Origin of the sequence: Tenacibaculum sp. A30 (assembly GCF_051200845.1) — a bacterium.
Classification (GTDB): Bacteria; Bacteroidota; Bacteroidia; order Flavobacteriales; family Flavobacteriaceae; genus Polaribacter.
The window spans coordinates 2,692,060-2,715,621 of the sequence record NZ_CP195160.1 but is presented as its reverse complement, the minus strand read 5'-3'; the positions used below and the strand labels follow the sequence as shown (position 1 = coordinate 2,715,621).

Here is a 23,562-nt window from a genome sequence, read left to right as displayed (position 1 = left end):
TTAATTTAAGTTTTAAAAATATAAAAAAACAAAAGATATGTTAAAAATGAGATTAAGGTCGGTAGTACTAAAGACACTAAATATTTTTGTAATAATAGCTGTTTTAATTTTTATAACTAGTTGTTCTTCAAAAAAGAGCACAATCAATAAAGTAAGTAATGAGCATGAAGTTTTAAGTTATATTTTAAAAAAATCTAATGGGAATATTTATTATAAGACAATTATAGAAGAAGGAAATATACCTATAGAATCATATGTGAAAAATGAATATTTAGAGTTTTATTTATGTAGCAATGGTGTTGACTCTCCAGTTAAAATACCTAAAGAAGAAGTGACTTTTTTAAAACAAAAAGTCAAAAGTGTTTCTGTTCAGAGAATAGATAAATTATTTCCTAATCTTAAAGATAAAACCACTAAAAAAAAGACACGCTTTAAAACCTCATTTATTTCCATGCCTATTTTATTTAGAAATAATACTATGGCTATCTATTATTCCACTCAAACATATGGAGGAGAGTTTAAATTACTACAAAAAGTAAATGGAGAATGGGAAACTATTTGTGCTAATTCGGTTTGGATAGAGTAAAAAAATAAAAGATTCAATAAAAGTGGTGCGAAAAGTACTAAGTGTTAGTTTATTACTAAGTTTTTATTGTTGTAAGACCTCAAAAAATGTTTTTAGTTAATGATGAACTCTTCAGTATAAAAAGATTAAAATCTAATATGAGTACTACGTTAACTTTACAAGCTTATGATTATAATTCTAAAGAAAAGATTGGAGGTTTTGCGGAGATAAACAATGTGTATGTTAATTTTAAATATGAAAATAACGACTTTTCTCCAATAGTACTCGACGTAAAGCCAGAGAATGAATTTGACATTTCATTTCATTTTGTTGGTAGTAAAAACAATAGAATAAATAAAGTAAAAGTTGTGAAAAAAGATTCAATTATAATTAAGGCGTATTTAAAAAATAATGACATAATAGATTAAGAATATAACTTATTAATAATAATGCAAAAAGTACTAAATACCCGTAATTTTATTTGTTTATTTACTTGTATACTTATAATGAGTTGTCATACAAGTAAAAATACTATTAATAATAAAATACCGAGTTCCAGTTATGAAATAAAAAAATTAAATCATTTGGAAATTGGATAACCATAAATGCATTTGATAAGGGGGCACCCTATGGTAAGATCCCTCCTTTGATTATTATAAATAATCTTTATTTTACAAAAACAAATTCATTTAATATTGCCAAGGAAAACATACTATAGAAATAGGTTTTATAGGTAAAGTAAGTGTAAACATAGAAAAATTAAGAGTTAAAGAAAAATGATTCTATAGTAATTAATGCTTATTTAAAAGATGACCCTACTCCAATAGTTGATTAAACACGAAAGTCAGTAAATATTATCTCTTTATATTAGATCAGCAAATTAACTCAAAAATGAAAAAAGCAATTACCATAATTTTATTACTGTTTCTAACAATTCATTTACATTCACAAGAATTAGTAAAATTCCCTTATAAAACTACTTTAAAAGATATTCATGGAAAATCCTTTTTATCAAGTAATTTAACAAATAACAACTCCCCCATTATTTTAGAGTACTGGGCATCTTACTGTAAACCCTGTATTAGTAAATTAAATGAGTTAAGTAAAAAATATGATAAATGGAAAGATAAATACAATGTAAAAATAATTGTAGTTTCAATAGATAAAGGAAAACACATCAAAGATGCTTTAACTATAATAAAGAAAAATAATTGGCCTTTTGAATTTTATTTTGACTCTGACCTAACCTTGTTATCAAAATTAAGTCAATTTAAATTTGTTCCGCAATCATTTATATTTGACAAGAAAATGAGAAAAGTTAAAAGTTTTAAGGGAGTAAAATACAAAAACCCTCCTTCTAACTATTTAGATGTAACTAATCTAAAAGTTGATTTATATAGATATAAGAAAATACTTAAAAAAGCGTCTAAATAACTACTATAGTTTTAACAAACAAAAAAACCTCACTTTAAACAGTGAGGTTTTTTAATATATTACTAAGAATTAATTAAAAAGTTTTAAGCGCTTAAAACTTCTTGTACTTTATCAGCTGCTTCTTGGAACTCAGTAGCTGAGATAATTTCCATTCCGCTGTTATCAATTAATTCTTTTGCTTCTTTAGCGTTTGTTCCTTGTAAACGAGCTATAATAGGCACATTAATTTTGTCACCCATGTTTTTGTAAGCATCAACAATACCTTGTGCCACACGATCACAACGAACGATACCTCCAAAAATGTTTACTAAGATAGCTTTTACGTTAGGATCTTTTAAAATGATTCCAAAAGCAGTTTCAACACGTTGTGCATCAGCAGTACCACCAACATCTAAGAAGTTAGCTGGCTCACCACCTGCTTGCTTAATTAAATCCATAGTTCCCATTGCTAAACCAGCTCCGTTTACCATGCATCCAACGTTACCATCTAAATCTACATAGTTTAATCCTGCAGCATTCGCTTCAACTTCAATTGGGTTTTCTTCACGTAAATCACGCATTTCTGCATAATCTTTGTGACGGTATAAAGCGTTATCATCTAAAGTAACCTTAGCATCAACAGCCATGATTTTATCATCAGATGTTTTTAATACTGGGTTAATTTCAAATAAAGATGAATCAGATTTTACGTATGCTGTATATAAAGCAGTAACAAATTTTGTCATTTCTTTAAAAGCTGCACCACTTAACCCTAAGTTAAACGCAATTTTACGAGCTTGGAAAGGTAATAAACCTGTTGCTGGATCTACTTCTTCAGTAAAAATTAAGTGTGGAGTTTCTTCTGCCACAGTTTCAATATCCATACCTCCTTCAGTAGAATACATAATCATGTTTCTACCAGTAGCACGGTTTAATAAAACTGACATATAAAATTCATCTGGCTCACTATCACCTGGATAATATACATCCTCAGCAATTAACACTTGGTTAACTAACTTACCTTCTGCTGAAGTTTGAGGAGTTACTAACATCATTCCTAAAATGTCATCAGCGATACTTTTTACCTCATCTAAGTTTTTAGCTAACTTAACACCTCCACCTTTTCCACGACCACCTGCGTGTACTTGAGCCTTAATTACGTGCCAACCAGTACCTGTTTCTTCTGTTAATTTCTTCGCTGCTTCAACAGCTTCTTCTGGAGTATTTGCAACAATTCCACGTTGAATACGAACGCCAAAACTGTTTAATATTTCTTTACCTTGATATTCGTGTAAGTTCATTAGATATGAATTTTTAAAGTCGAACAAAAATACAAATTCAATTTATAATACCTTATAATTTGTACTTTAATTTATGATTAATATCAATTTTCTTTTTCACATTTTTTTAACACTTACAATGTAACGTTCATTTTTTAACAGGTTTTTATTGTAATTAACATGATTTTGTGATTTTACAACCTAAATCACAATAATTTAGCTAAACAACTAATTCTATTTCTAATCAACTATGCGTACAATTTAGCATTAATTGCTGTTTTTTTCTTTTTCATAGAAACAACTGCCGCTCAAACCGTAAACCAAAACAGAAAGAAACTAGATGTAATACGTGTAGAATCACCTCCAAAAATTGATGGAAAACTAGATGATGCTGCATGGAAAAATGTTCCTATAGCAAACAATTTTGTGATGATGCGCCCTGATAATGGTAAACCAGAACCCGATACGCATAAAACAGAGGTTAAATTAGTGTACAATGATGATGCTATTTACATCAGTGCTAAAATGTACGATCCTGAGCCATCAAAAATACCAGCTGAGTTTACTAACAGAGATAATATTGGTAATAGTGATTTCTTTTTAATTACGATTAACCCTAATGACGACGGACAAAACCCTTTTGAGTTCTTAGTTACTAGTTCTGGTGCGCAAGCAGATTCGAAAGTATCGAACGGAAACGAAGATTTTAATTGGAGTGCTGTTTGGGAAAGCGATATTAGTATGAATGATGATTCTTGGGTTGTTGAGATGAAGATACCGATTCAACAATCAATTTTCTTTAATTTATGGTTTAAACTATAATAAGTATGAAAATCAATTTGGGTATGTAAATAACGATGACACTGCTATTTATTTCGGACAACGAAATTGGACTTCATACAACAACTCTTTAACTGGTTAATACACATTTAGCACAAAATCGGCAGTATCATTATCGTTTAGACACAACTGGAGTAAAGTTCCGTATCAAAATCAATTTTACAGTTTAGATCAAACTAACGGAGAACTAATTCAAAGTAGCTATCAAGGAGATCATGACAAAAACTTTAATAGCTGGAATTTAGACCTTAATTACCAATGGCAATTTGCTCTTGGTAGTCAATTAATTGCTTTTTACAGAAACTCAATTTTTGGTTCAAACAGTCATGCAAAACACAGTTTCTTTAAAAATTTAGATCGTCTTTTTGATGAGAAACATCAACATACTTTTTCTGTTCGATTGGTGTATTTTATCGATTACAACAACATTAAAAATATATTTTAAAACATTATCGTCCGATAAAAGAAAATAGACCGCTTCACTGTTAGAATAGAGAAACAAGAATTTTATAACCAAATGACATTGATACGATTACCAGACAAAAAATAATTTAAAAGCTTAAACACCTCAATCCCTTTAAAAATAGAGCTTAGGTATATTTTACATAAATTAATCGGACGCTAATAATTAAAAAAAGGAAATTTCTTTATTATTTGAATTGGGTAGTCTCTTATATAAAATCACACAAGTAAATCCAAAACATTCATTTTATGTTTTTTTGTCTTGTTTCTTGGCTCTTATTTCTTAGAGTCTATATAAAGTCTATCTGATTTCTTTTTTATACATTCGTTACTTTGAAAATTACCTCATGATTGTTGCTAAAAATATTCATAGACACTACGGAGATGTTGAAATCTTAAAAGGAGTAAATCTTCATATAAAAAAAGGAGAAATTGTTGCTATTGTTGGTCCGTCAGGAGCTGGAAAAACTACCTTGCTTCAAATTTTAGGTACCTTAGATAAACCTTTAAAAGATAAAAACTATGAATTACTTGTCAATGGAGTTTCAATCAAAGATTTAAACGATAAAGAAGTTTCATCTTTCAGAAATAAACACATCGGGTTTATTTTTCAATTCCATCAGTTACTACCTGAATTTACAGCCTTAGAAAATGTTTGTATCCCAGCTTTTATTGGAGGAAAAGCAAAAGCTTCAACTGAAAAGAGAGCGAAAGAATTATTAGCTTTTTTAGGATTATCACACAGAGAAAACCACAAACCTAATGAGCTTTCTGGTGGTGAACAACAACGCGTAGCTGTTGCAAGAGCATTGATAAATGAACCTTCCGTTATTTTTGCTGATGAGCCATCAGGAAACCTTGATTCTACTTCAGCCAAAAACTTACACGAATTATTTTTTAAACTTCGTGATGAGTTTGGACAAACCTTTGTGTTAGTTACACACAACAAAGAATTGGCAGAAATGGCCGATAGAACACTTACCATGAAAGACGGAATTATTGTTGAATAGTGTAACGTTTTAAAGTTTCTGCCTACCTATTATAAAATCAACCAAACTATGAAAGAAACTTTTTACGAGCTTATTGCCTATTTAAAAAATCCTGTTTTAGAAAAAGATGCAAATCAAAATGCTTCGTATCGATTTCAAAAATTCTTACATCTACTCACGATATGTATTGTCACAGGTGCACTTTTATCACCTCTTTTTGTGCTTATTGAAGAATTGGGTTGGGTAAACATGGATGATCATGCTATGGAAGAGTTGCTAAAAACGCACTCTAAGTGGTTTATTGCTGGAATCGCTGTAATCTTAGCTCCTTTATTAGAGGAAATATTTTTTAGAGCTCCAATCACTTTATTCCAAAGTAAAAAATCGTTCAAAATAGCTTTTTATGTTTTTGCTATACTTTTCGGATTGGTGCATTTAACCAATTTCAACATTACTACCAACGTGTTGTTATTAGCCCCCATATTGGTGGCTCCTCAAACTATTTTAGGAGGTTACCTTGGGTTTATCAGAGTTCGATTTGGTTTAGCATGGAGTATCTTATTACACGCTTGCTATAATGCTTTCTTCGTTTTGCTTAGTTTTGCAGGAGATTTAATGTAAAATGAACAAAACGGAACTCAAAGAATTTTTAGACGAAAAGGTAATACAATACAACAATCCGGATTTTATTGATAGCGACCCTATTCAAATTCCGCATCAATTTTCAGTAAAAGAAGATATTGAAATCGCTGGTTTTTTAGCGGCGACCATTGCTTGGGGAAATCGTAAAATGATTATTAACAACTCCCATAAAATGATGGATTTAATGGGAAACTCTCCATACGATTTCGTTATGAATCATTCTGAGGAAGATTTAGCCAATTTTGACGGATTCGTACACAGAACATTCAATGCCGATGATTTTAAGTTTTTTGTTCAATCGTTAAAAAACATCTATCAAAATCATGGTGGATTAGAAGCTGTTTTACAACCAAAAAACAATGCTGATAATTACCAACATGCTATACATCATTTCAAACAAGTATTTTTTGAAATTCCTCATCAATCAAGAACTTTAAAGCATGTTTCTGATCCGTTAAAAGGATCAGCTTCAAAACGAATAAACATGTTTTTACGTTGGATGGTTAGAGACAATACAACTGGTGTCGACTTAGGAATATGGAAGACACACTCGTCTGCTCATTTACATTGTCCGTTAGATGTTCACACAGGAAATATTGCTCGAAAACTTGGGATTCTTACTCGAAAACAAAATGATTGGAAAGCAGTTCAAGAACTAGACCTTACTTTAAGAGATTTTGATGCTAAAGACCCTGTTAAATATGATTTTGCCTTATTTGGATTAGGAGTTTTTGAAAAGTTTTAAATGAGTTAATAAAGAGCAATTATGCTACTTTAAAACAATTTTTTAATACGTTTACTAATTCATACTTTTTTTCACTTATTATAAAAATAAATTTACCGTTATGATAAAGACAATTATTATTGATGATGAACATAATGCTAGAGAATTTTTAGAAAAATTATTAAATAGATATTTACCCAATGAATTCTTAGTACTTGATAAATGTGAAAGCGTTGATAAAGCTATTGTTTCTATTGAAAAAAACGAACCCGAACTAATTTTTTTAGATGTAGAAATGCCTAATAAAAATGGTTTTGAGCTATTAAAAGAAATGAAAAGTAGAAGTTTTGATGTCATTTTTACCACCGCTTATTCTGAATATGCCATAAAAGCTATAAAAGAAAACGCACTTGATTATCTTCTTAAACCAATAAATTATATTGATTTATTAGAAACCATAAAACGCTATAAACAACGTTTAGAAAAAAATACTAAACAAGATAATTTAAAAATAATTTTAAACCAAATAGACTCTGGTGATAGCAACTTTAATAAAATAGCTTTACCTACTGAATCTGGGTATGAAATTATAAACCCTAATCAAATTTTATATTGTCAAGCTGATAGCAATTATAGTTCGGTAACCTTTATAAATGGTAAAAAAATAATTTTATCGAAAACACTAAAATATATTGAGGAATTACTACCTAAAGCAAGTTTTCATCGAATTCATAAATCCTATTTAGTAAATTTAAACCACGTTGTACGATTTAATAAATCTGTAGATTTATATGTTGAATTAAATAATGGAGAACAATTACCTCTTGCTTCAAGAAAAAAAGAAAGTTTTTTAAATGCGATACTTCCTAAAAAATAAGCTTGTTCTTTTTATTTGTTTTTTTGTCTATTCAATTAACGTTTTCTCAAACCTTCTCGTCTACTAATTTTAGCACTTTAAACGGATTACCTAATAACAGTGTTTTTTCAATAAAAAAAGATAGCAGAGGCATTTTGTGGGTTGGTACTGGTGCAGGTGTTTCAAAAATAAGGAATAACAAGATTACTAATTTTTATGAAGAAGATGGTTTAGCTTATAATAATTGTTGGGCTATTGAAGAAGACGCTAATCATAATTTATGGTTTGGTAGTTACGGTGGTGGGGTAACATTTTATGATGGAAACAACTTCTCTGTTTACAATACCTCGAAGGGTTTGGTAAACAATTACATACGTAAAATATTTTATCACAATCAAAAGGTTTTTATAGGAACCAAAAGCGGATTATCGGTTATAGATATTAACAGTAAAGAAATTACTAATCCTGTAATCAACAACGATTTGAAGTTCCAAGTTATGGGATTTTTTGAATTTGAAAAAAGTGTCTATATCCAAACCTATAGAGACGGATTATGGAAGTATAATGAAGAAAAAAATCAATTAGTTTTTTTACATCATAATTATGATTCTGTTTTTTCAATATTTAAAAATAACGATTTAGTACTAGTTAGTTTTGATGGTTTTGTTAACAAAGATAAATCCATCAAAAAATATAATATTAGAAATTACATCAATGATAGCAAACCTTTAAACGAATTTGGTAACAGCGTTTTTTGGAATTTTGTTTCTGACAGAAATCAAAATATTTATGGAGTTGCCGATGGTATTAATTACCCTTCGGGTGGTTTATTTAATTTAAATAATAATGCTGCTGAAATACTCAATTCGACATTCAATGTGCAAAGTACAAAGCAATGGTCTTTAGAGTACGACTCAAATAACAATGTTTTATTTATTGGAACTTTAGATAAGGGACTTTTTAAAGTAGATTTAACTAAAAAAGTTACGTTTTATAATCAAATAAAAAATATTATTGATATTGAAGTTACAGAAAACACAGAGTACTATTTGTCTGAAGACGGATTACATGTTAAAGGAAACACTTACATGTATATCCCTCCTAAAGACTTCTATTCAAAATATCAGCTTTTTTTTGATGATGAGAAATTAACTCTAAAAGAAGGCTTTAGTTTTGCTCGTTTTAAAAACAACAATCTTGAAGATTTAGAATTTAAAAGCCTTAAAAAAATAGATAATACTATTTGGGTAAATACAACTATTGGGTTATTTAAAATAGCTAAGAATAATACCGTAGAGAGTTATTTCCCTATTTATACTAATACTTTTTATTTTACCTCAAAAAATAATGCTTTTTTTCAAGGCCCCTATTCTAAAGTTTACTTATTAAAAGATCTAGAAAATAATATCAAACATTCTGATTTTGAACTTGAAAATAGTAATAATCCAAGAGATGTTACTTCAATCATTGAAGTAAATAATAACTTGTTTTTCATTTCTAGATTTTCAGGCTTGTATCAGTATCATAACGGTGAATTTAAATCACTCTTAAAAAACAATATTTGGAAAGAGAAAGAGCTAATTTATTCAGCTGTTAATAACAACAATCAATTAATTATCAGCAATTCAAAAGGTGAAGTTTTCTTTATTAAAACGGATGATTATTTTGAAGTTGTAAATAAAATTGAAAATAGTGAGATTATAGGAAACACCATACTTTTCTTAAAATCGTATAAAGAATATTTAATTATTGGTACTGAAAAAGGAATTAATTTATACAGAGATAATTCAGTTATTTTCTTAGATGAAGAACAAGGAATAACAAATAAGCTTTTTTCTTCAGCAATAATCTCCAACGATAATTTATTAATAGGAACTGACAAAGGTTACTATAAAATTGATTTAAAAACTATTATTAATAATTTTAATATAAAACCTTATGACTTTAGTATTTCAAACATTAAAGTAAATTACAAAGACATACCGTCATCAAACTATAATTGGTTTCAATACACCAAAAAATCTATAAAACTACCTTACAAACAAAATACCGTTTCATTTTCCTTTAATATTAACAACCATCCACTCCCTAATAAATTAAAATATCGATATAAAATAGCTAGTGATGAATGGAGTCAGTGGAGTAGTGAAAACACAGTTCAATTAAACCACTTAAACAATGGTGATTATAATATTACTGGAGAAATTAAAGACTATAGTAACGGAAAAACTTACAGCAGTAAATTACTAAGCATAACTATTACTCCTCCTTTTTGGAAAACTTGGTGGTTTATTAGCTTAATTCCTATTATACTCTTTTTAGGAGGTTATATACTTTATAGGTTTAAAATTAATCGTATAAAGAAAGAAGAACTACTTAAACAAGATATTTTAAAACGAGTTTCAGAAACTAAGATGGAGGCATTGCAAAGTCAAATGAATCCTCATTTTATTTTCAATGCTATGAATTCAATTCAGAATTTTATTATAGATAATGATATTGATAACTCATTAAAATATATGGGAGAGTTTTCAAAACTAATAAGAAAAACACTTCATAATTCATCTTTACAATACATAAGCTTAGCTGAAGAAATAAGCTACTTAAAAACCTATATAGAGCTTGAAAAGTTACGTTTTGAAACAGAAGTAACCACTACAATAACAGCTGATGACTTAGCTATAGATACGATTGGGGTACCTCCTATGCTACTACAACCAATTATAGAAAATGTTTTTAAACATGCTTTTGACAGCAACTCTAAAAACCCAAAACTAACCATAAACTTTACTCAAAATAACGGTTCTTTAGCTTGTGAAGTGATTGATAACGGAAAAGGGGTTGACTATAACAATTCTAACAAACAGTCTAAAGGAACCAAATTAATCGAAGAACGATTACAATTGTTAGATCATTCTTCTTCTAATTCATTCTCAACCGTTTCAATTCCTTTAAAAGGAACAATCGTTACGATTACATTAAAAATTTACACGTTAAATAATTAACTAAAAATTATGTTTATAGTTGGGTTTTCTTTGTACTTATTTTAAATATCCATTAATTAAAAACCCCTACATAATGAAGTTAAAATTAAAAAAAAGAGCAACAAGGGTTAGGCGAAATAAAAAAGTTAAATTTTTATTCTTACCTATTATTCACCAAGGCTATTTTTATTGGTTAGAAAAAGTAGAAATCACAAAAAACTTTAATGGTTATAAATATCAAATAACGACAATAAAGTCTTTAAAAAACAATATTGAAAAGGGGAAAGAGAAACAAGTAGATGATAAACAAAAGGTAATTATTCTACAACCACAGGCTTAAAAACCAAAACAAGTACTAATATTTTATACCCATTTTATAAATATCTTCAAAACGGAGTACTTGTTTCTTTAAGCGAGTAAAAAAAAGCACATAATCCATGTGCTTTTTTTTATTTTAGAATAAGAAAGTAGTTTACTTTTGTAAGTAAATGCAGTCATTTATTCATTACTTTTTACATTTCGGATTTCCTGTTTTAATCGCTTTCTTCTTTTTTAGAAAAGATTGGATAAAAGTTGCTGTAATACTACTAGCAACTATGCTGGTAGATTTAGATCACTTATTAGCAAGCCCTATATTTGATCCCAATCGATGTAGTTTTGGCTTTCATATACTCCACTCCTACCATGCAATTGTTTTCTATATTGTATTGCTCTTTTTTAAAAGACCCTATAATATTATTGGTTTAGGACTTCTACTACATATGTTAACCGATTTTATCGATTGCTTGTTTATGTACAATACGTGTAGTTCTTGCTTAGAAAATGCGCCTGCTAAAGAATTACTAAAAACAATAAGTAGTTTATTTTTTTAACTGTAAATCACAATACCAAAAACTTCTATCATAGTTTTTATTAGTAGTTTCTTCTGACTTCTTAGTTTTCTTTGAATCTTGATAACAGTTATCATCATCATTTGTATGTAAAGTGTACGACTTCAACATCTTTTCTCCTATTTCAAATTCTACTGGTTTCTTAAAAATAGGACCATCATAACAAAAGGTATGAAACTCTCCATTCTCTCCACAAACATCAACCCCATCAGGTAGCTCATTAATAAAATCTTCATCAATAACTCTTCCTACAAACTCTTCACCTAATAATTTAGCATTGACACAAACAGTAATCGTTTTAAAACCTAAAGCTAAAAACTCTCTAAGTAACTCTTTAGTATCTTGTCTCCAAAGTGGATACACTCCTGTAATTCCAACCTCTTGTAGCTTCGAATCACGATAAGCTCTTAAATCTTCTAAAAAAATATCACCAAAAATACCATTTACAAGTCCAGCTTCTTTTAACTCAGCAGTTTTCTCCTTCATCTTTTGATTGTACAAATCCATGGTAACTTCAGCAGGAAAATATATTTTTTCTAATGGAATTCCAATACTTTCAGCCTGTGCATCTAACAAATCTTCATGTAAGCCATGCATTGAAACACGTTGATAGTCTTGATTTACATTCGTAATCAACTTTTGTACATCGTATTCTTTTTGTTGTACAATTTTATATAATGCTAATGACGAGTCTTTTCCTGAACTCCAGTTAAAATAGGCTTTTTTCATTATACCTTAGATGATTAGATACTTAGATTATTGGAATGTTAAATTTTTATCATTATTCAAACTCAAAAAAAACAAAAGCTTATAGCATACCGCCTGAAGCCTACACCCCAAACTATTTTCTCTTCTGATTTAAAGGAACTGGTCTTTCTTGTTTTACCACTGGCTTTCCATGTAAATCAAAGTCTCCTGCATCAAAAATCTCGATATCAATAAATTCTCCAAGCTTTATATAATACTCACGAGCATCAACAATTACGTCATTATCTACATCTGGTGAGTCAAATTCGGTACGTCCGTAATAGTACTCTCCATCTTTTCTATCGAACAAGCATTTGAAAGTCTTTCCTATTTTTTCTTGATTTAGTTCCCAAGAGATTTGTGACTGAACTTCCATAATTTCGTTCACACGTCTGAACTTTACATCCGCTGGCACATCATCTTCTAAAACGTACGCCCCTGTATTTTCTTCGTGTGAGTACTCAAAAGCTCCTAAACGCTCAAAACGCATCTCCTCTACCCAGTCTTTCAATTCTTGGAATTGTTCTTCAGTTTCTCCTGGATATCCAACAATTAACGTCGTACGAATGGCCATGTTTGGCACTGCCTCTCGAAATTTATGAATCAGCGAAGTCGTTTTTTCGTGCGTTGTACCACGCTTCATCGACTTTAAAATTTCGGTATTGATATGCTGTAACGGAATATCTAAATAATTACAAACCTTTGGTTCGTTCTTCATCACTTCTAGCACATCCATCGGAAAACCAGTTGGAAAGGCATAATGCAAACGAATCCATTCTATACCTTCAACTTTTACCAATTCTTTTAATAAATCTGCTAAGGCACGCTTTTTATAGATATCCAATCCGTAATAGGTTAAATCTTGCGCTATTAGCATGATTTCTTTGATTCCTTTTTCTGCCAACTTAGTAGCTTCTGTAACCAAATCTTCAATTGGTGTCGATTTATGTTTACCACGCATTAACGGAATGGCACAAAACGAACATGGACGATCGCAACCTTCCGCAATTTTTAAATACGCATAATGATCTGGGGTCGTTGTTAAACGTTCTCCTATTAACTCATGCTTATAATCTGCTTCTAAAACTTTTAACAAGTTTGGTAAATCGTGCGTACCAAAATACTGATCTACATTGGTAATTTCAGCTTCTAAATCTGGCTTATAACGCTCACTTAAACAACCAGTAACAAATACTTTGTCTACTTCACCTTCTTCTTTCTTTTGTGCGTAGTGTAAAATAGTCTCTACACTTTCTTCTTTGGCTTTACCAATAAAACCACACGTATTGATTACTACAATATTTCCTTCGTCATTTTCATCTTCATGAACTACCTCTTTACCATTGGCTTTTAACTGCCCCATTAACACTTCACTATCGTAAACGTTTTTAGAGCAACCTAAAGTAACTACGTTGATTTTGTTTTGTTTTGTTGTTTTAGTACGCATATTGTAAAAAAATTCGGAGTGCAAATATACGCTTTAATTCAGGTTTTTAGGTAGTTTAAACCCTTAAAATTAGTTTGATTCTTAACATATTTTTATTGAACTTCGTTATTATATAATTTAATTATTTGAAGTGACAGTTATCTTAAACATTGTGCTTAATAGGGCAATGAAACTAATTAAATGCAGAAGGTTAATAAACAAATTTTATAAAAAATTGATATGGGGAATAAATGGGGAATTCCAATTGAAGTAGAAAATTTAGTACTATCAAGAGATAAGTCTTGTGTTTATTGTGGAGTAACATTTTCTAACAACGACAACTCAAGAAAAACAAAACAATCTTGGGAACATATAGTAAACGACATTAGAATAAATAAGGCCAACAATATTGCCCTCTGTTGTATGTCTTGTAATGCAAGTAAAGGGGCTAAATTATTAGAAGATTGGCTGAATAGTGATTATTGTAAAAACAAAGGAATTACTAAAGATTCTGTAGCTTCGGTTGTAAAAGAAGCTATTAAAAACCCTCCTGAGTTTAAATAAAAACTATACTCTACTATACCCACCTTGTAAAAATAAACATAAAAAAACTCCCAATTTGGGAGTTATATTTTACACTAAGATTCCTACCTACGTAGGAATGACACTTTCTATTTAAAAAACGAGTCTACAAATTCATGCTTGTTAAACACTTGTAAATCGTCGATACCTTCTCCAACTCCGATATATTTCACAGGAATTTGAAATTGATCTGAAATACCAATAACCACTCCTCCTTTGGCAGTACCATCTAATTTGGTTACTGCTAATGAAGTTACTTCCGTTGCTTTGGTAAATTGTTTCGCTTGCTCAAAGGCATTTTGACCTGTTGAACCGTCTAACACTAGCAATACATCATGTGGTGCGTCTGGTACTACTTTTTGCATTACTCGTTTAATCTTTGTCAACTCATTCATTAAGTTAACTTTATTATGTAAACGTCCAGCTGTATCAATAATAATCACATCTGCATCTTGATTAACTCCTGACTGTACCGTATCGAAAGCTACTGAAGCTGGATCAGAACCCATTTCTTGACGTACAATTGGCACATCTGTTCTGTCTGCCCAAACTTGTAGTTGATCAATCGCAGCAGCTCTAAACGTATCTGCAGCTCCTAAAACCACTTTTAACCCTTTCTTTTTAAATTGTGACGCTAGTTTACCAATTGTTGTGGTTTTTCCTACTCCGTTTACTCCAACCACCATTAACACATAAGGTTTCGTGTTTGCTGGAATCGTAAAATCTGTTTCATCACCTGTATTTGTTTCTGATAATAAACCAGCAATCTCTTCGCGTAGAATTTGGTTTAACTCATCGGTACCCAAATACTTATCACGAGATACACGTTCTTCAATTCTATCAATAATTTTTAAGGTTGTTTCTACTCCTACATCAGACGACACGAGTACTTCTTCTAAATTATCTAACACATCATCATCTACCTTTGCTTTTCCTGCAACTGCTTTTGATAATTTAGAGAAAAAACTTGATTTGGTTTTTTCTAATCCCTTATCTAAGGTTTCTTTTTTCTCTTTTGAGAAGATTTTCTTAAAAAAACTCATTGTTAAATTTTATAATCGCTACTATAGGTTAAAAACTATACCATTTTATTGATACGGTCAAATTGTCATTAAACGGTTACTCTTGCGTTAGGTGTTGAGGCATTTGTTGGAGCTCTCCCGATGCTTCGGGAAGCGACTGCCGAAAGCCCGACCCTTTAGGGTAACGCCCAAATTTTTAACTACACACAGAGTACTAATTTGTAAATATAAAAAAAGCTACTCTCTAATGAAAGTAGCTTTTCTTTAAACTGTATACAAGAATTACTTTTTTGCAAAAAAGTCGTTTACTTGTGTTGGATCCATAATAGCTTCAACAAAAGTGTAAGCTCCTGATTTTGGAGACTTCACCATTTTGATAGCTTTGGTTAATCTTTTCGAACCTGTTTGTAACGTTGCTACTGATTTCTTTGCCATTTTAATTAAAGTTTACGCCGTAGCTAATTATTTAATTTCTTTATGAACTGTCATCTTCTTTAAGATTGGATTAAATTTCTTTATTTCCATTCTATCAGGAGTGTTCTTTTTGTTCTTTGTTGTAATATAACGAGAAGTTCCTGGTTGCCCAGATGCTTTGTGCTCAGTACATTCTAAAATTACTTGAACTCTGTTTCCTTTTTTTGCCATCTCTCTAAAATTTTATCTAAGTAAGGAATTATTTAGTTAAGAAACCGTTAGCTCTTGCTTCTTTGATAACCGCAGAGATTCCTTTTTTATTAATATTTTTTAATGCAGAAGCAGATACTTTTAAAGTAATCCATTTATCTTCTTCTGGAATATAAAAACGCTTAGTCATTAAATTAGCGTTAAATCTTCTTTTAGTTCTATTTAAAGCGTGAGATACATTGTTACCTACCATCGCTTTTTTTCCTGTTAATTCACAAACTCTAGACATCTTCTTGACAGTTTTTAGTGTTATTTCTAAACGAGGTGCAAATTTATGCAATTTAATTTATTGCACAAAAATATTCTCGATTAAATTTTAAATTATTTTAATCCATTCAAAACTTAGGTTCAGCATCTAACCTATTTGGAAGCGTAACGGCGGCAAAAATACTAATTATTTTAATATGATTGACTGTAAAAGTTCTAAAGATTTAGTTACCGTTCTATTGATTACTTTTTCTCTAGGTTGCCCAAAGTTAAACTCTTGCACTTCTACTCCGTTTTTACTAGCAATGGCAATATACACCAAGCCTACACTCTTATCATTATGATCGGTAGTTGGTCCTGCATTTCCTGTAACTGCTATGGCATAATCGGTTTTTAATTTATCTAAACATCCTTTTGCCATTGCTTCAGCAACCTCTTTACTTACTACAGTAAACTCATCAATTGTTTCTTTTGAAACACCTAATAGTTGCTCTTTTAAATCTGCAGTATAGGTTACAAACCCACCCATAAAATAATTGGAAGCTCCAGAAACAGAAACAATAGTGGATGCAATTTTTCCTCCTGTCAAACTTTCAGCAGTTGAAACTGTTTTTCCGTATTGTTGCAGCAACTTCCCTACTTCTTTTTCTAATGAAGTCTCATTATCATCCCCTACTATAATCTCTGGAATTAGAGTATACAGCGTTGCAACTTGCTTCTCCATCTCTTGGGTTAGTAATTCTTTATCATTTCCTTTTGCTGACAAACGCAAACGAACACTGCCATAAGACGGCAAATAGGCTAATTTTATAAAGTCAGGTAAATTATCTTCCCATTCAGAAATTCTTTCAGCAATAATGGTTTCACCTGTACCTGCCGTCATAATGGTTCTATGCAAAATAAAAGGTAACTTAAAAGTTGATTGAAGTCTTGGTAATACTTCTTCTTTCATCAATCCTTTCATTTCGTACGGAACTCCTGGTAGCGATACAAAAACCGTATTATTTTCATAAAACCACATCCCAGGTGCAGTTCCCAAACGATTCATTAATATAGTTGCTTTAGAAGGAAGCTGTGCTTGATATTGCTGAACCTCATTAAATGGATGATTGACTTTCTTGAATAAATGTTTAATATGGTTGATTACCTCTGGATATTCAACAACCTTTTCATCTTGAAAATATTCAGCAATTGTTTTTTTAGTAATGTCATCTTTAGTAGGCCCTAACCCTCCAGTTATAATGACTATATCTGCTCTATTTTCTGCTTCTTTTAACGCATTTAGTATGTGTTGTTTTTCATCTTGGATAGAAGATATTTGAAAAACCGAAACTCCAATTTTATTGAGTTCCTGACCAATCCATTGTGAATTAGTATCCACTATTTGTCCGATAAGAATCTCGTCTCCTATCGTTATAATTTCTGCATTCATTTAGTTATCTCTAAAAAAGAATCCCGCCGAAGCGGGATATTTTATTTTACTTTAATTTGAAAAGCTTGTTTTCCTTCAATAGTTCCTGTTAATATGTCGTTTTCTACTACTTTACCAACACCTGCTGGGGTACCTGTAAAAATAATATCTCCTTTTTTTAAGGTGAAATACTGCGATACATAACTTACCAACTCATCAATCTTCCATAACATACTAGACGTGTTTCCATCTTGAACCACCTCATCATTCTTTAGCAACTGAAAAGAAATATTTTCTAAATCAAACTCTTCTTTCGGATAAAACTCTCCAACAATGGTACTACCATCAAAAGCTTTAGCCTTTTCCCATGGCAACCCTTTTTCTTTACACTCTGCTTGTACGTCTCGTGCAGTAAAGTCGATTCCTAATCCGACAGTATCGTAATACTTATGTGCAAATTTTGGAGAAATATGTTTTCCCACTTTGTTTATTTTTACCAATACTTCCACCTCATAATGCACATCATTTGAAAATGGTGGGATAAAAAATGGCATTTTCTTTGGAAGAATAGCCGAATCTGGCTTTAAAAAAACTACAGGGTTTTCTGGTTTTTCATTCGCTAATTCTTCTATATGTTTTGCATAATTGCGACCAATACAAATTATTTTCATAAGCCCCTTTTAATTTCCCCAAAGGGAAAAATCATACTCTTTTATTTTTATAATTTACTCAAACTAACTCCCTCCCTTTGGGAGGGTTAGGGTTGGCTTTTAAGGTATCCAAGTTTTTGGGAAGTTTGGCTTACGTTTTTCTAAAAACGCATCACGTCCTTCTTTAGCTTCATCTGTCATATAAGCTAAACGTGTTACTTCTCCTGCAAATACTTGTTGACCAACCATTCCATCATCTGTTAAATTCATTGCAAACTTTAGCATTTTTATTGAAGTTGGTGATTTTGCTAAAATTTCCTGTGCCCAATCAAAAGCGGTTTGCTCTAATTCGTCATGAGGAATAACAGCATTTACCATTCCCATTTCATAAGCTTCTTGCGCTGAGTAATTTCTTCCTAAGAAAAAGATTTCACGCGCTTTCTTTTGCCCTACCATTTTAGCTAAATATGCTGATCCATACCCTGCATCAAATGAAGTAACATCGGCATCTGTTTGTTTAAAAATCGCATGCTCTTTACTCGCTAGTGTTAAATCACAAGTTACGTGTAAACTATGTCCGCCACCTACTGCCCAACCAGGAACCACACAGATTACTGCTTTAGGCATAAAACGGATTAAACGTTGTACTTCTAAAATATTTAATCGGTGGTAACCATCATCTCCTACATAACCTTGATGTCCACGTGCATTTTGATCTCCTCCAGAACAAAAACTCCAAACCCCGTCTTTGGTTGATGGTCCTTCTGCTGATAATAATACAACTCCAATATTGGTGTCTTCATGCGCATCTTGAAAAGCATCTAACAACTCAGATGTAGTTTTAGGACGAAATGCATTACGCACATTTGGTCTGTTAAACGCTATTCTTGCAACATTATGTGATTTTTTATAGGTAATATCTTCGTATTCTTTGGCAACTTTCCAATCTGGTTGTATCATAATTTTAAAATATTGTCGTTATTTAGATGTACAAAAATAACATAATAACTTTATTTTTCTTTTCTATATTTGAACGATCTAATTTACCCCTAGTATGAGACAACTATATTTATTATTCGCCCTTTTAATTAGTACCACTCTTTTTTCTCAAAAAATAATTTCTCAGAAAGTTAATTCTGAAGAGTTAATTGGAAGTAGAAATGTTAAAATTTATCTTCCTCAAGGTTATGATATAAATGAAACCACTAATTACCCATTAGCAATTGTATTAGGAGACGAGTACCTTTTTGATTTATATGTAGGAAATGCAAAGCTGTATGCCAATGTAGATAAAGCGCCTAGACAGATTGTTGTTGGAATTGACATGAAAGACACATACGGAAAAGACGTTTCAATAATACCTGCTAACAACGCCTTAACAACTTCAGGAACACATTTTTTCAACTTTATAAAACATGAGTTAATTCCTTTTATGGAAGGTAACTTTAGAACCTCTCCTTTTATGACAATTGTTGGTGAAGGTAAAGCTGCTAACTTTATAACTCATTACTTAAAAGATGAGCAACCTGTTTTTAACTCACTTATTTGCATTACCCCAGAGTTTCCTCAATTTGCTCCTGCTATTATAGAATCTTATTCTTTAAGCAGATTAGGTTCTATAGATAACACTTACTTTTTATACACTAGTAATAACAAGAAATATATAGACTCTAAGCAGTACAATCTATTCAGTGAAATCAAAACATTAGTAACTTCTTACGATGCTAAAAACTTACATGTTAATTTTGATGAATTCCCTAATGCTCCTAACCACCTAGCGGTTATTGCCGAAACAATCCCTAGGGCATTCAATCAAATGTTTGCCTTATATTCAAAAATCACGAAAGAGGAATTTGAAGCAAACGTTAAAGACTTAGCTCCGCTAGATGCTATTAAATATGTTGAGAAAAAATACTTAGATATTCAATATTTATATGGATCTAATTTAAATGTTCGTTTGGATGATATTTTTGTTATTGAAGATATCGTTATTGACAGACAAGATGGTGATTATCTTAGAGTTTTAGGCGACTTTGTTATGATAAAATACCCAGACTCACACATGGGAGATTTTTACATTGGTAAGTATTATGAGTTAGGAAAAGAATATGAAAAAGCAGATTTTTACTATAAAGCTGCTTACGGAAAAATGGATCCTTCAAACCCTAATGCGGATGCTTTTTATGAAAATATTAAACGTGTAAACGATTTAATGAAAACGGAAAAGAAAGAAAATCCTACTGAAGAAATAATCGAAAATGAAAACATAGAACAACAAGAAGAAGAAGGTCAAGAATAGGTTATTTTAACACTATTCTATCCTCTTCTAATTCTATCTTTTTGTCTTTATACAAACTGCCAATAGCTCTCTTGAATGCTTTTTTACTCATTTGCAAGTGAAATTTAATTGATTCGGGAGAGCTTTTATCTGTCAATAATAAAAAGCCTTTCTCTTCTAGCTTTCGTAATACTTTATCTACATCAGAATCAATTACATTCTTAAAACCTTGCGGACGTAACGATACATCTATCTTTTCATCTTCACGTATCTTTTTTACGTAACCCACGGTACGCATTCCTTCTTCTACATCGCTAAAAACCTCGTTATTATACAACAAACCTTCATACGATTCATTAATTAAAACCGTATAACCTAAAGCTGTTTGAACTCCAATAACTAAATCTACCTTATCACCTTCTTTTAATTCCATCTTATAAGTTTTTAAAATAGTTCTTTAAAACTACATCATTTATTTCTTTTGGAGTAAATATCTCCATTATTTTTGGTTGTTCAGTTTCTGAATAAAACTCATTTAACTCTGCATTCAACTCTTTTAAATCTGCTACCTGAACATATTCAAAGCCATACATTTTTGCCAAATGTTCTGCCGTTAAGTTATGAGGAGTTTCAAAATAATCTGCCGCATTCGTCTTCAATGGCCCAGGAATAAACCTAAAAATGCCACCTCCTGCATTGTTTAATATTATAATTCTAAAATTCTTCGGAATATTTGTATTCCACAAAGCATTACTATCGTAAAAGAAGCTTAAATCTCCTGTAATAAACGTTGTTGGTTTCTCATCGGAAAACGCTGCACCAACAGCAGTACTTGTACTACCATCTATACCACTTGTTCCTCTGTTACAAAATACTCTTAAAGTAGAATTCACATCAAATAATTGAGAATATCGAATCGTTGAACTGTTACTAATTTGCAACTGTGATTCGTTAGGCAATTTTTCTAAGATTGCTTCAAAGACTTTTAAATCTGAATACTCACATTTTTGCATGTACGCTTCATGTTTCTCAGCCCTTCTACCCTTTTCTTCTAACCATTTTTGCTGATAATCGCTTTCAACATTTTCGTTCGTTTCAAACAAGCTTGTTAAAAATTCAGCAGAATTAGTTTGTACAAATTCTGACAAACAATGATAAGTATCCATTGCTCCAAGCTCATCAATATGCCAATGATGTTTTGGCGGTGATTTTCGTAAGAGCTGTTTAATTTTCTTTGAAATCACCATTCCTCCTAAAGTTACCAATATTTCAGGTTTAAATTCCTCAAACTCCTCAGAAGACACAGGAAAAATTACCTTATCAATACTATTAATAAACTTCGGATGATATATATTAGAAGTCGTTTCAGTTAAAATTATTACGGAATCATCTTCTGCATACTTCGATAAAACCTTTTGTAATTCAACATTAGGAAAACTACTTCCTACTAAAATCATTTTTCTAGTTGAAGCATTCCAAATTGAAGCTAATTTTTCTAAATCAAAAGATTTCTCGACTGCGCTCGAAATGACATCAGGAAAATCAAAAGGTTTTAGTTCTTCTACTGTTTCATATAAAGGCTCATCAAACGGAACATTGATATGAACTGGCCCTTTTTGAGTGATAGCCGTTTGCATCGCTTTTGTCAATAAGTCAGCGTTATTTTTTAACTGCTCATCTTCTTCTATCAAATTCGCTGAAAACAAAATATGATTTTCAAACACATTCTCTTGGCGAATGGTTTGTCCATCACCAATATCAATTAAATGTTTTGGTCTATCCGCAGAAATTACTATTAACGGAATTTGACTATAATACGCCTCAGCAATTGCTGGATAATAGTTTAATAAAGCCGAACCTGAAGAACATGTAATTACCACAGGTTTTTGAGTTTGTTGCGCTATTCCTAACGCAAAAAAAGCAGCACAACGTTCATCTACAACACTTAATGCATTTATTTTTGGATGATTTGAAAATCCGACAGTAAGTGGTGCATTACGAGAACCTGGAGAAATAACTACAGTATCAACATCAAATTCATGACATGCAGTAATAACAAGTTGTGCGAGTTCCTTTTTTGGGTACATATCTTTTAAAAAATGAGATTCCCGCTTTCGCGGGAATGACAAAATACTAAAACCAACTTTGTTGGTTAGTTTCCTTTTTTATAATCTTCTAAAAACTTAGCTAAACCAATATCTGTTAATGGATGTTTTAATAATCCTTCAATTGCACTTAAAGGACCTGTCATAACATCGGCTCCTAATTTAGCACAATCGATAATATGCATTGTGTGACGTACAGATGCCGCTAAGATTTGTGTATCAAATAAATAGTTATCATAAATTTGACGGATTTCTGAAATTAAATTCAATCCATCTGTAGAAATATCATCTAAACGACCAATAAATGGAGACACATAAGTTGCTCCTGCTTTTGCCGCTAACAATGCTTGACCAGCAGAAAACACTAAAGTTACGTTTGTTTTAATTCCTTTATCAGAGAAATATTTACATGCTTTAACACCATCTGCAATCATAGGTAGTTTCACTACAATTTGTGGATGTAATGCAGCTAACGCTTCACCTTCTTTTATCATTCCATCAAAATCAGTAGAAATTACTTCAGCAGAAACATCTCCATCAACAATTTCACAAATAGCTTTGTAATGGTTGATAATGTTTTCTTCACCTGTAATTCCTTCTTTAGCCATTAATGAAGGATTGGTTGTTACTCCGTCTAAAATACCTAAAGCTTGTGCTTCTCTAATTTGGTCTAAGTTAGCCGTGTCAATAAAAAATTTCATCTTGTATATATTTATCTAGTTGTGTCCAATTTTATATTTAAAGGTCTTAAACCTTTATGAAACAAGGGCTAAAAACATCTTTACAAATACTCTTTACCCCCTAC

Annotated in this window: 26 protein-coding genes and 1 pseudogene; 14 read left to right on the top strand and 13 right to left on the bottom strand. The window is 31.0% G+C overall.

Features of this window, described 5'->3' with window-relative positions:
* Positions 1–37 precede the first annotated feature (37 nt).
* From ACR9ES_RS13090 to ACR9ES_RS13080, 3 genes are all read left to right on the top strand, one after another.
* On the top strand, positions 38–586 hold the full coding sequence (locus ACR9ES_RS13090) for a hypothetical protein (protein WP_435254499.1): 549 nt from the start codon (positions 38–40) through the stop codon (positions 584–586).
* Between the two features lie 137 nt (positions 587–723).
* Positions 724–993, top strand: a complete 270-nt coding sequence (locus ACR9ES_RS13085) for a hypothetical protein (protein ID WP_435254498.1) — start codon at positions 724–726, stop codon at positions 991–993.
* Between the two features lie 463 nt (positions 994–1,456).
* Positions 1,457–1,999, top strand: coding sequence for a TlpA family protein disulfide reductase (locus ACR9ES_RS13080; RefSeq protein ID WP_435254497.1), 543 nt, complete (start codon positions 1,457–1,459; stop codon positions 1,997–1,999).
* Between the two features lie 83 nt (positions 2,000–2,082).
* Here ACR9ES_RS13080 and sucC read toward each other — a convergent pair whose 3' ends face one another.
* Positions 2,083–3,279 (bottom strand): ADP-forming succinate--CoA ligase subunit beta, encoded by a 1,197-nt coding sequence (sucC, locus tag ACR9ES_RS13075; protein ID WP_274633576.1) that lies wholly within the window; start codon positions 3,277–3,279, stop codon positions 2,083–2,085.
* Positions 3,280–3,687: 408 nt separating this feature from the next.
* On the opposite strand from sucC, the gene ACR9ES_RS13070 reads away from it, so the two are divergent.
* The 9 genes and pseudogenes from ACR9ES_RS13070 to ACR9ES_RS13030 all read left to right on the top strand — a co-directional run bounded on the left by ACR9ES_RS13070 (position 3,688) and on the right by ACR9ES_RS13030 (position 11,627).
* Positions 3,688–4,080, top strand: a complete 393-nt coding sequence (locus ACR9ES_RS13070; protein ID WP_435254496.1) for a carbohydrate binding family 9 domain-containing protein — start codon at positions 3,688–3,690, stop codon at positions 4,078–4,080.
* A pseudogene (locus ACR9ES_RS13065) lies at positions 4,061–4,543 on the top strand (DUF5916 domain-containing protein). Before ACR9ES_RS13070 ends, ACR9ES_RS13065 begins: the two are co-directional and overlap by 20 nt.
* A 364-nt stretch (positions 4,544–4,907) precedes the next feature.
* Positions 4,908–5,570, top strand: coding sequence for an ABC transporter ATP-binding protein (locus ACR9ES_RS13060; protein WP_274633574.1), 663 nt, complete (start codon positions 4,908–4,910; stop codon positions 5,568–5,570).
* Positions 5,571–5,618: 48 nt separating this feature from the next.
* A complete protein-coding gene (locus ACR9ES_RS13055) occupies positions 5,619–6,170 on the top strand; it encodes a CPBP family intramembrane glutamic endopeptidase (protein ID WP_435254495.1) in 552 nt (183 codons plus the stop codon).
* Between the two features lies 1 nt (position 6,171).
* Entirely contained in the window at positions 6,172–6,936 is a 765-nt protein-coding gene (locus ACR9ES_RS13050) for a TIGR02757 family protein (RefSeq protein WP_435254494.1), read from the top strand.
* Positions 6,937–7,036: 100 nt separating this feature from the next.
* A complete protein-coding gene (locus ACR9ES_RS13045) occupies positions 7,037–7,792 on the top strand; it encodes a LytR/AlgR family response regulator transcription factor (protein ID WP_435254493.1) in 756 nt (251 codons plus the stop codon).
* Positions 7,793–7,815: 23 nt separating this feature from the next.
* Positions 7,816–10,776, top strand: a complete 2,961-nt coding sequence (locus ACR9ES_RS13040; protein ID WP_435254492.1) for a histidine kinase — start codon at positions 7,816–7,818, stop codon at positions 10,774–10,776.
* Between the two features lie 73 nt (positions 10,777–10,849).
* A complete protein-coding gene (locus tag ACR9ES_RS13035; RefSeq protein ID WP_435254491.1) occupies positions 10,850–11,095 on the top strand; it encodes a hypothetical protein in 246 nt (81 codons plus the stop codon).
* A 148-nt stretch (positions 11,096–11,243) separates the two neighbouring features.
* Positions 11,244–11,627 (top strand): DUF6122 family protein, encoded by a 384-nt coding sequence (locus ACR9ES_RS13030; protein WP_435254490.1) that lies wholly within the window; start codon positions 11,244–11,246, stop codon positions 11,625–11,627.
* Here ACR9ES_RS13030 and ACR9ES_RS13025 read toward each other — a convergent pair.
* Both ACR9ES_RS13025 and rimO read right to left on the bottom strand, forming a co-directional pair.
* Complete coding sequence (locus tag ACR9ES_RS13025) at positions 11,616–12,374, bottom strand: diphthine--ammonia ligase (protein WP_435254489.1); 759 nt, start codon at positions 12,372–12,374, stop codon at positions 11,616–11,618. The genes ACR9ES_RS13030 and ACR9ES_RS13025 overlap by 12 nt on opposite strands.
* 112 nt (positions 12,375–12,486) lie before the next feature.
* Complete coding sequence (gene rimO, locus ACR9ES_RS13020) at positions 12,487–13,839, bottom strand: 30S ribosomal protein S12 methylthiotransferase RimO (RefSeq protein ID WP_435254488.1); 1,353 nt, start codon at positions 13,837–13,839, stop codon at positions 12,487–12,489.
* A gap of 219 nt (positions 13,840–14,058) precedes the next feature.
* Between rimO and ACR9ES_RS13015 the strand changes: the two genes are divergently transcribed.
* Positions 14,059–14,382 (top strand): HNH endonuclease, encoded by a 324-nt coding sequence (locus ACR9ES_RS13015; protein WP_435254487.1) that lies wholly within the window; start codon positions 14,059–14,061, stop codon positions 14,380–14,382.
* A gap of 107 nt (positions 14,383–14,489) precedes the next feature.
* Here ACR9ES_RS13015 and ftsY read toward each other — a convergent pair whose 3' ends face one another.
* The 7 genes from ftsY to ACR9ES_RS12980 all read right to left on the bottom strand — a co-directional run bounded on the left by ftsY (position 14,490) and on the right by ACR9ES_RS12980 (position 19,334).
* Positions 14,490–15,443: a signal recognition particle-docking protein FtsY gene (gene ftsY / locus ACR9ES_RS13010; RefSeq protein WP_274633566.1), complete on the bottom strand. Its 954-nt coding sequence runs from the start codon at positions 15,441–15,443 to the stop codon at positions 14,490–14,492.
* A 261-nt stretch (positions 15,444–15,704) separates the two neighbouring features.
* Positions 15,705–15,857 (bottom strand): DUF4295 domain-containing protein, encoded by a 153-nt coding sequence (locus tag ACR9ES_RS13005; RefSeq protein WP_081728324.1) that lies wholly within the window; start codon positions 15,855–15,857, stop codon positions 15,705–15,707.
* Positions 15,858–15,884: 27 nt separating this feature from the next.
* Positions 15,885–16,067: a 50S ribosomal protein L33 gene (gene rpmG / locus ACR9ES_RS13000; protein ID WP_013868805.1), complete on the bottom strand. Its 183-nt coding sequence runs from the start codon at positions 16,065–16,067 to the stop codon at positions 15,885–15,887.
* Between the two features lie 28 nt (positions 16,068–16,095).
* On the bottom strand, positions 16,096–16,335 hold the full coding sequence (rpmB, locus tag ACR9ES_RS12995; protein ID WP_028893013.1) for a 50S ribosomal protein L28: 240 nt from the start codon (positions 16,333–16,335) through the stop codon (positions 16,096–16,098).
* Positions 16,336–16,500: 165 nt separating this feature from the next.
* Positions 16,501–17,745, bottom strand: coding sequence for a competence/damage-inducible protein A (locus ACR9ES_RS12990; RefSeq protein WP_435254486.1), 1,245 nt, complete (start codon positions 17,743–17,745; stop codon positions 16,501–16,503).
* Positions 17,746–17,786: 41 nt separating this feature from the next.
* Entirely contained in the window at positions 17,787–18,395 is a 609-nt protein-coding gene (locus ACR9ES_RS12985) for a fumarylacetoacetate hydrolase family protein (protein ID WP_435254485.1), read from the bottom strand.
* Positions 18,396–18,494: 99 nt separating this feature from the next.
* Positions 18,495–19,334, bottom strand: coding sequence for a 1,4-dihydroxy-2-naphthoyl-CoA synthase (locus tag ACR9ES_RS12980; RefSeq protein WP_274633563.1), 840 nt, complete (start codon positions 19,332–19,334; stop codon positions 18,495–18,497).
* Positions 19,335–19,428: 94 nt separating this feature from the next.
* Between ACR9ES_RS12980 and ACR9ES_RS12975 the strand changes: the two genes are divergently transcribed.
* Complete coding sequence (locus ACR9ES_RS12975; RefSeq protein ID WP_435254484.1) at positions 19,429–20,673, top strand: alpha/beta hydrolase-fold protein; 1,245 nt, start codon at positions 19,429–19,431, stop codon at positions 20,671–20,673.
* A 1-nt stretch (position 20,674) separates the two neighbouring features.
* Here the strand turns inward: ACR9ES_RS12975 and ACR9ES_RS12970 are convergent, their stop codons facing one another.
* From ACR9ES_RS12970 to fsa, 3 genes are all read right to left on the bottom strand, one after another.
* Positions 20,675–21,085 carry a DNA-binding protein gene (locus ACR9ES_RS12970; protein ID WP_274633561.1) on the bottom strand — a complete coding sequence of 137 codons (411 nt, stop codon included), beginning with the start codon at positions 21,083–21,085 and terminating at the stop codon, positions 20,675–20,677.
* Between the two features lies 1 nt (position 21,086).
* On the bottom strand, positions 21,087–22,739 hold the full coding sequence (menD, locus tag ACR9ES_RS12965; RefSeq protein ID WP_435254483.1) for a 2-succinyl-5-enolpyruvyl-6-hydroxy-3-cyclohexene-1-carboxylic-acid synthase: 1,653 nt from the start codon (positions 22,737–22,739) through the stop codon (positions 21,087–21,089).
* A 65-nt stretch (positions 22,740–22,804) separates the two neighbouring features.
* Positions 22,805–23,458: a fructose-6-phosphate aldolase gene (fsa, locus tag ACR9ES_RS12960; RefSeq protein WP_274633560.1), complete on the bottom strand. Its 654-nt coding sequence runs from the start codon at positions 23,456–23,458 to the stop codon at positions 22,805–22,807.
* Positions 23,459–23,562 lie beyond the last annotated feature (104 nt).

Bases quoted from the DNA above. Each gene is read 5' to 3' on its own strand.
- ACR9ES_RS12990 (WP_435254486.1), bottom strand. From the start codon at position 17,745: ATGAATGCAGAAATTATAACGATAGGAGACGAGATTCTTATCGGACAA.
- ACR9ES_RS13070 (WP_435254496.1), top strand. From the start codon at position 3,688: ATGATGCGCCCTGATAATGGTAAACCAGAACCCGATACGCATAAAACA.
- ACR9ES_RS13025 (WP_435254489.1), bottom strand. From the start codon at position 12,374: ATGAAAAAAGCCTATTTTAACTGGAGTTCAGGAAAAGACTCGTCATTA.
- ACR9ES_RS12980 (WP_274633563.1), bottom strand. From the start codon at position 19,334: ATGATACAACCAGATTGGAAAGTTGCCAAAGAATACGAAGATATTACC.
- ACR9ES_RS13035 (WP_435254491.1), top strand. From the start codon at position 10,850: ATGAAGTTAAAATTAAAAAAAAGAGCAACAAGGGTTAGGCGAAATAAA.
- fsa (WP_274633560.1), bottom strand. From the start codon at position 23,458: ATGAAATTTTTTATTGACACGGCTAACTTAGACCAAATTAGAGAAGCA.
- rpmG (WP_013868805.1), bottom strand. From the start codon at position 16,067: ATGGCAAAAAAAGGAAACAGAGTTCAAGTAATTTTAGAATGTACTGAG.
- ACR9ES_RS13005 (WP_081728324.1), bottom strand. From the start codon at position 15,857: ATGGCAAAGAAATCAGTAGCAACGTTACAAACAGGTTCGAAAAGATTA.
- ACR9ES_RS13080 (WP_435254497.1), top strand. From the start codon at position 1,457: ATGAAAAAAGCAATTACCATAATTTTATTACTGTTTCTAACAATTCAT.
- sucC (WP_274633576.1), bottom strand. From the start codon at position 3,279: ATGAACTTACACGAATATCAAGGTAAAGAAATATTAAACAGTTTTGGC.
- ACR9ES_RS12985 (WP_435254485.1), bottom strand. From the start codon at position 18,395: ATGAAAATAATTTGTATTGGTCGCAATTATGCAAAACATATAGAAGAA.
- menD (WP_435254483.1), bottom strand. From the start codon at position 22,739: ATGTACCCAAAAAAGGAACTCGCACAACTTGTTATTACTGCATGTCAT.
- ACR9ES_RS13060 (WP_274633574.1), top strand. From the start codon at position 4,908: ATGATTGTTGCTAAAAATATTCATAGACACTACGGAGATGTTGAAATC.
- ACR9ES_RS13045 (WP_435254493.1), top strand. From the start codon at position 7,037: ATGATAAAGACAATTATTATTGATGATGAACATAATGCTAGAGAATTT.
- ACR9ES_RS13085 (WP_435254498.1), top strand. From the start codon at position 724: ATGAGTACTACGTTAACTTTACAAGCTTATGATTATAATTCTAAAGAA.
- rimO (WP_435254488.1), bottom strand. From the start codon at position 13,839: ATGCGTACTAAAACAACAAAACAAAACAAAATCAACGTAGTTACTTTA.
- ACR9ES_RS12970 (WP_274633561.1), bottom strand. From the start codon at position 21,085: ATGGAATTAAAAGAAGGTGATAAGGTAGATTTAGTTATTGGAGTTCAA.
- rpmB (WP_028893013.1), bottom strand. From the start codon at position 16,335: ATGTCTAGAGTTTGTGAATTAACAGGAAAAAAAGCGATGGTAGGTAAC.
- ACR9ES_RS13090 (WP_435254499.1), top strand. From the start codon at position 38: ATGTTAAAAATGAGATTAAGGTCGGTAGTACTAAAGACACTAAATATT.
- ACR9ES_RS13055 (WP_435254495.1), top strand. From the start codon at position 5,619: ATGAAAGAAACTTTTTACGAGCTTATTGCCTATTTAAAAAATCCTGTT.
- ACR9ES_RS13030 (WP_435254490.1), top strand. From the start codon at position 11,244: ATGCAGTCATTTATTCATTACTTTTTACATTTCGGATTTCCTGTTTTA.
- ACR9ES_RS13050 (WP_435254494.1), top strand. From the start codon at position 6,172: ATGAACAAAACGGAACTCAAAGAATTTTTAGACGAAAAGGTAATACAA.
- ftsY (WP_274633566.1), bottom strand. From the start codon at position 15,443: ATGAGTTTTTTTAAGAAAATCTTCTCAAAAGAGAAAAAAGAAACCTTA.
- ACR9ES_RS13015 (WP_435254487.1), top strand. From the start codon at position 14,059: ATGGGGAATAAATGGGGAATTCCAATTGAAGTAGAAAATTTAGTACTA.
- ACR9ES_RS12975 (WP_435254484.1), top strand. From the start codon at position 19,429: ATGAGACAACTATATTTATTATTCGCCCTTTTAATTAGTACCACTCTT.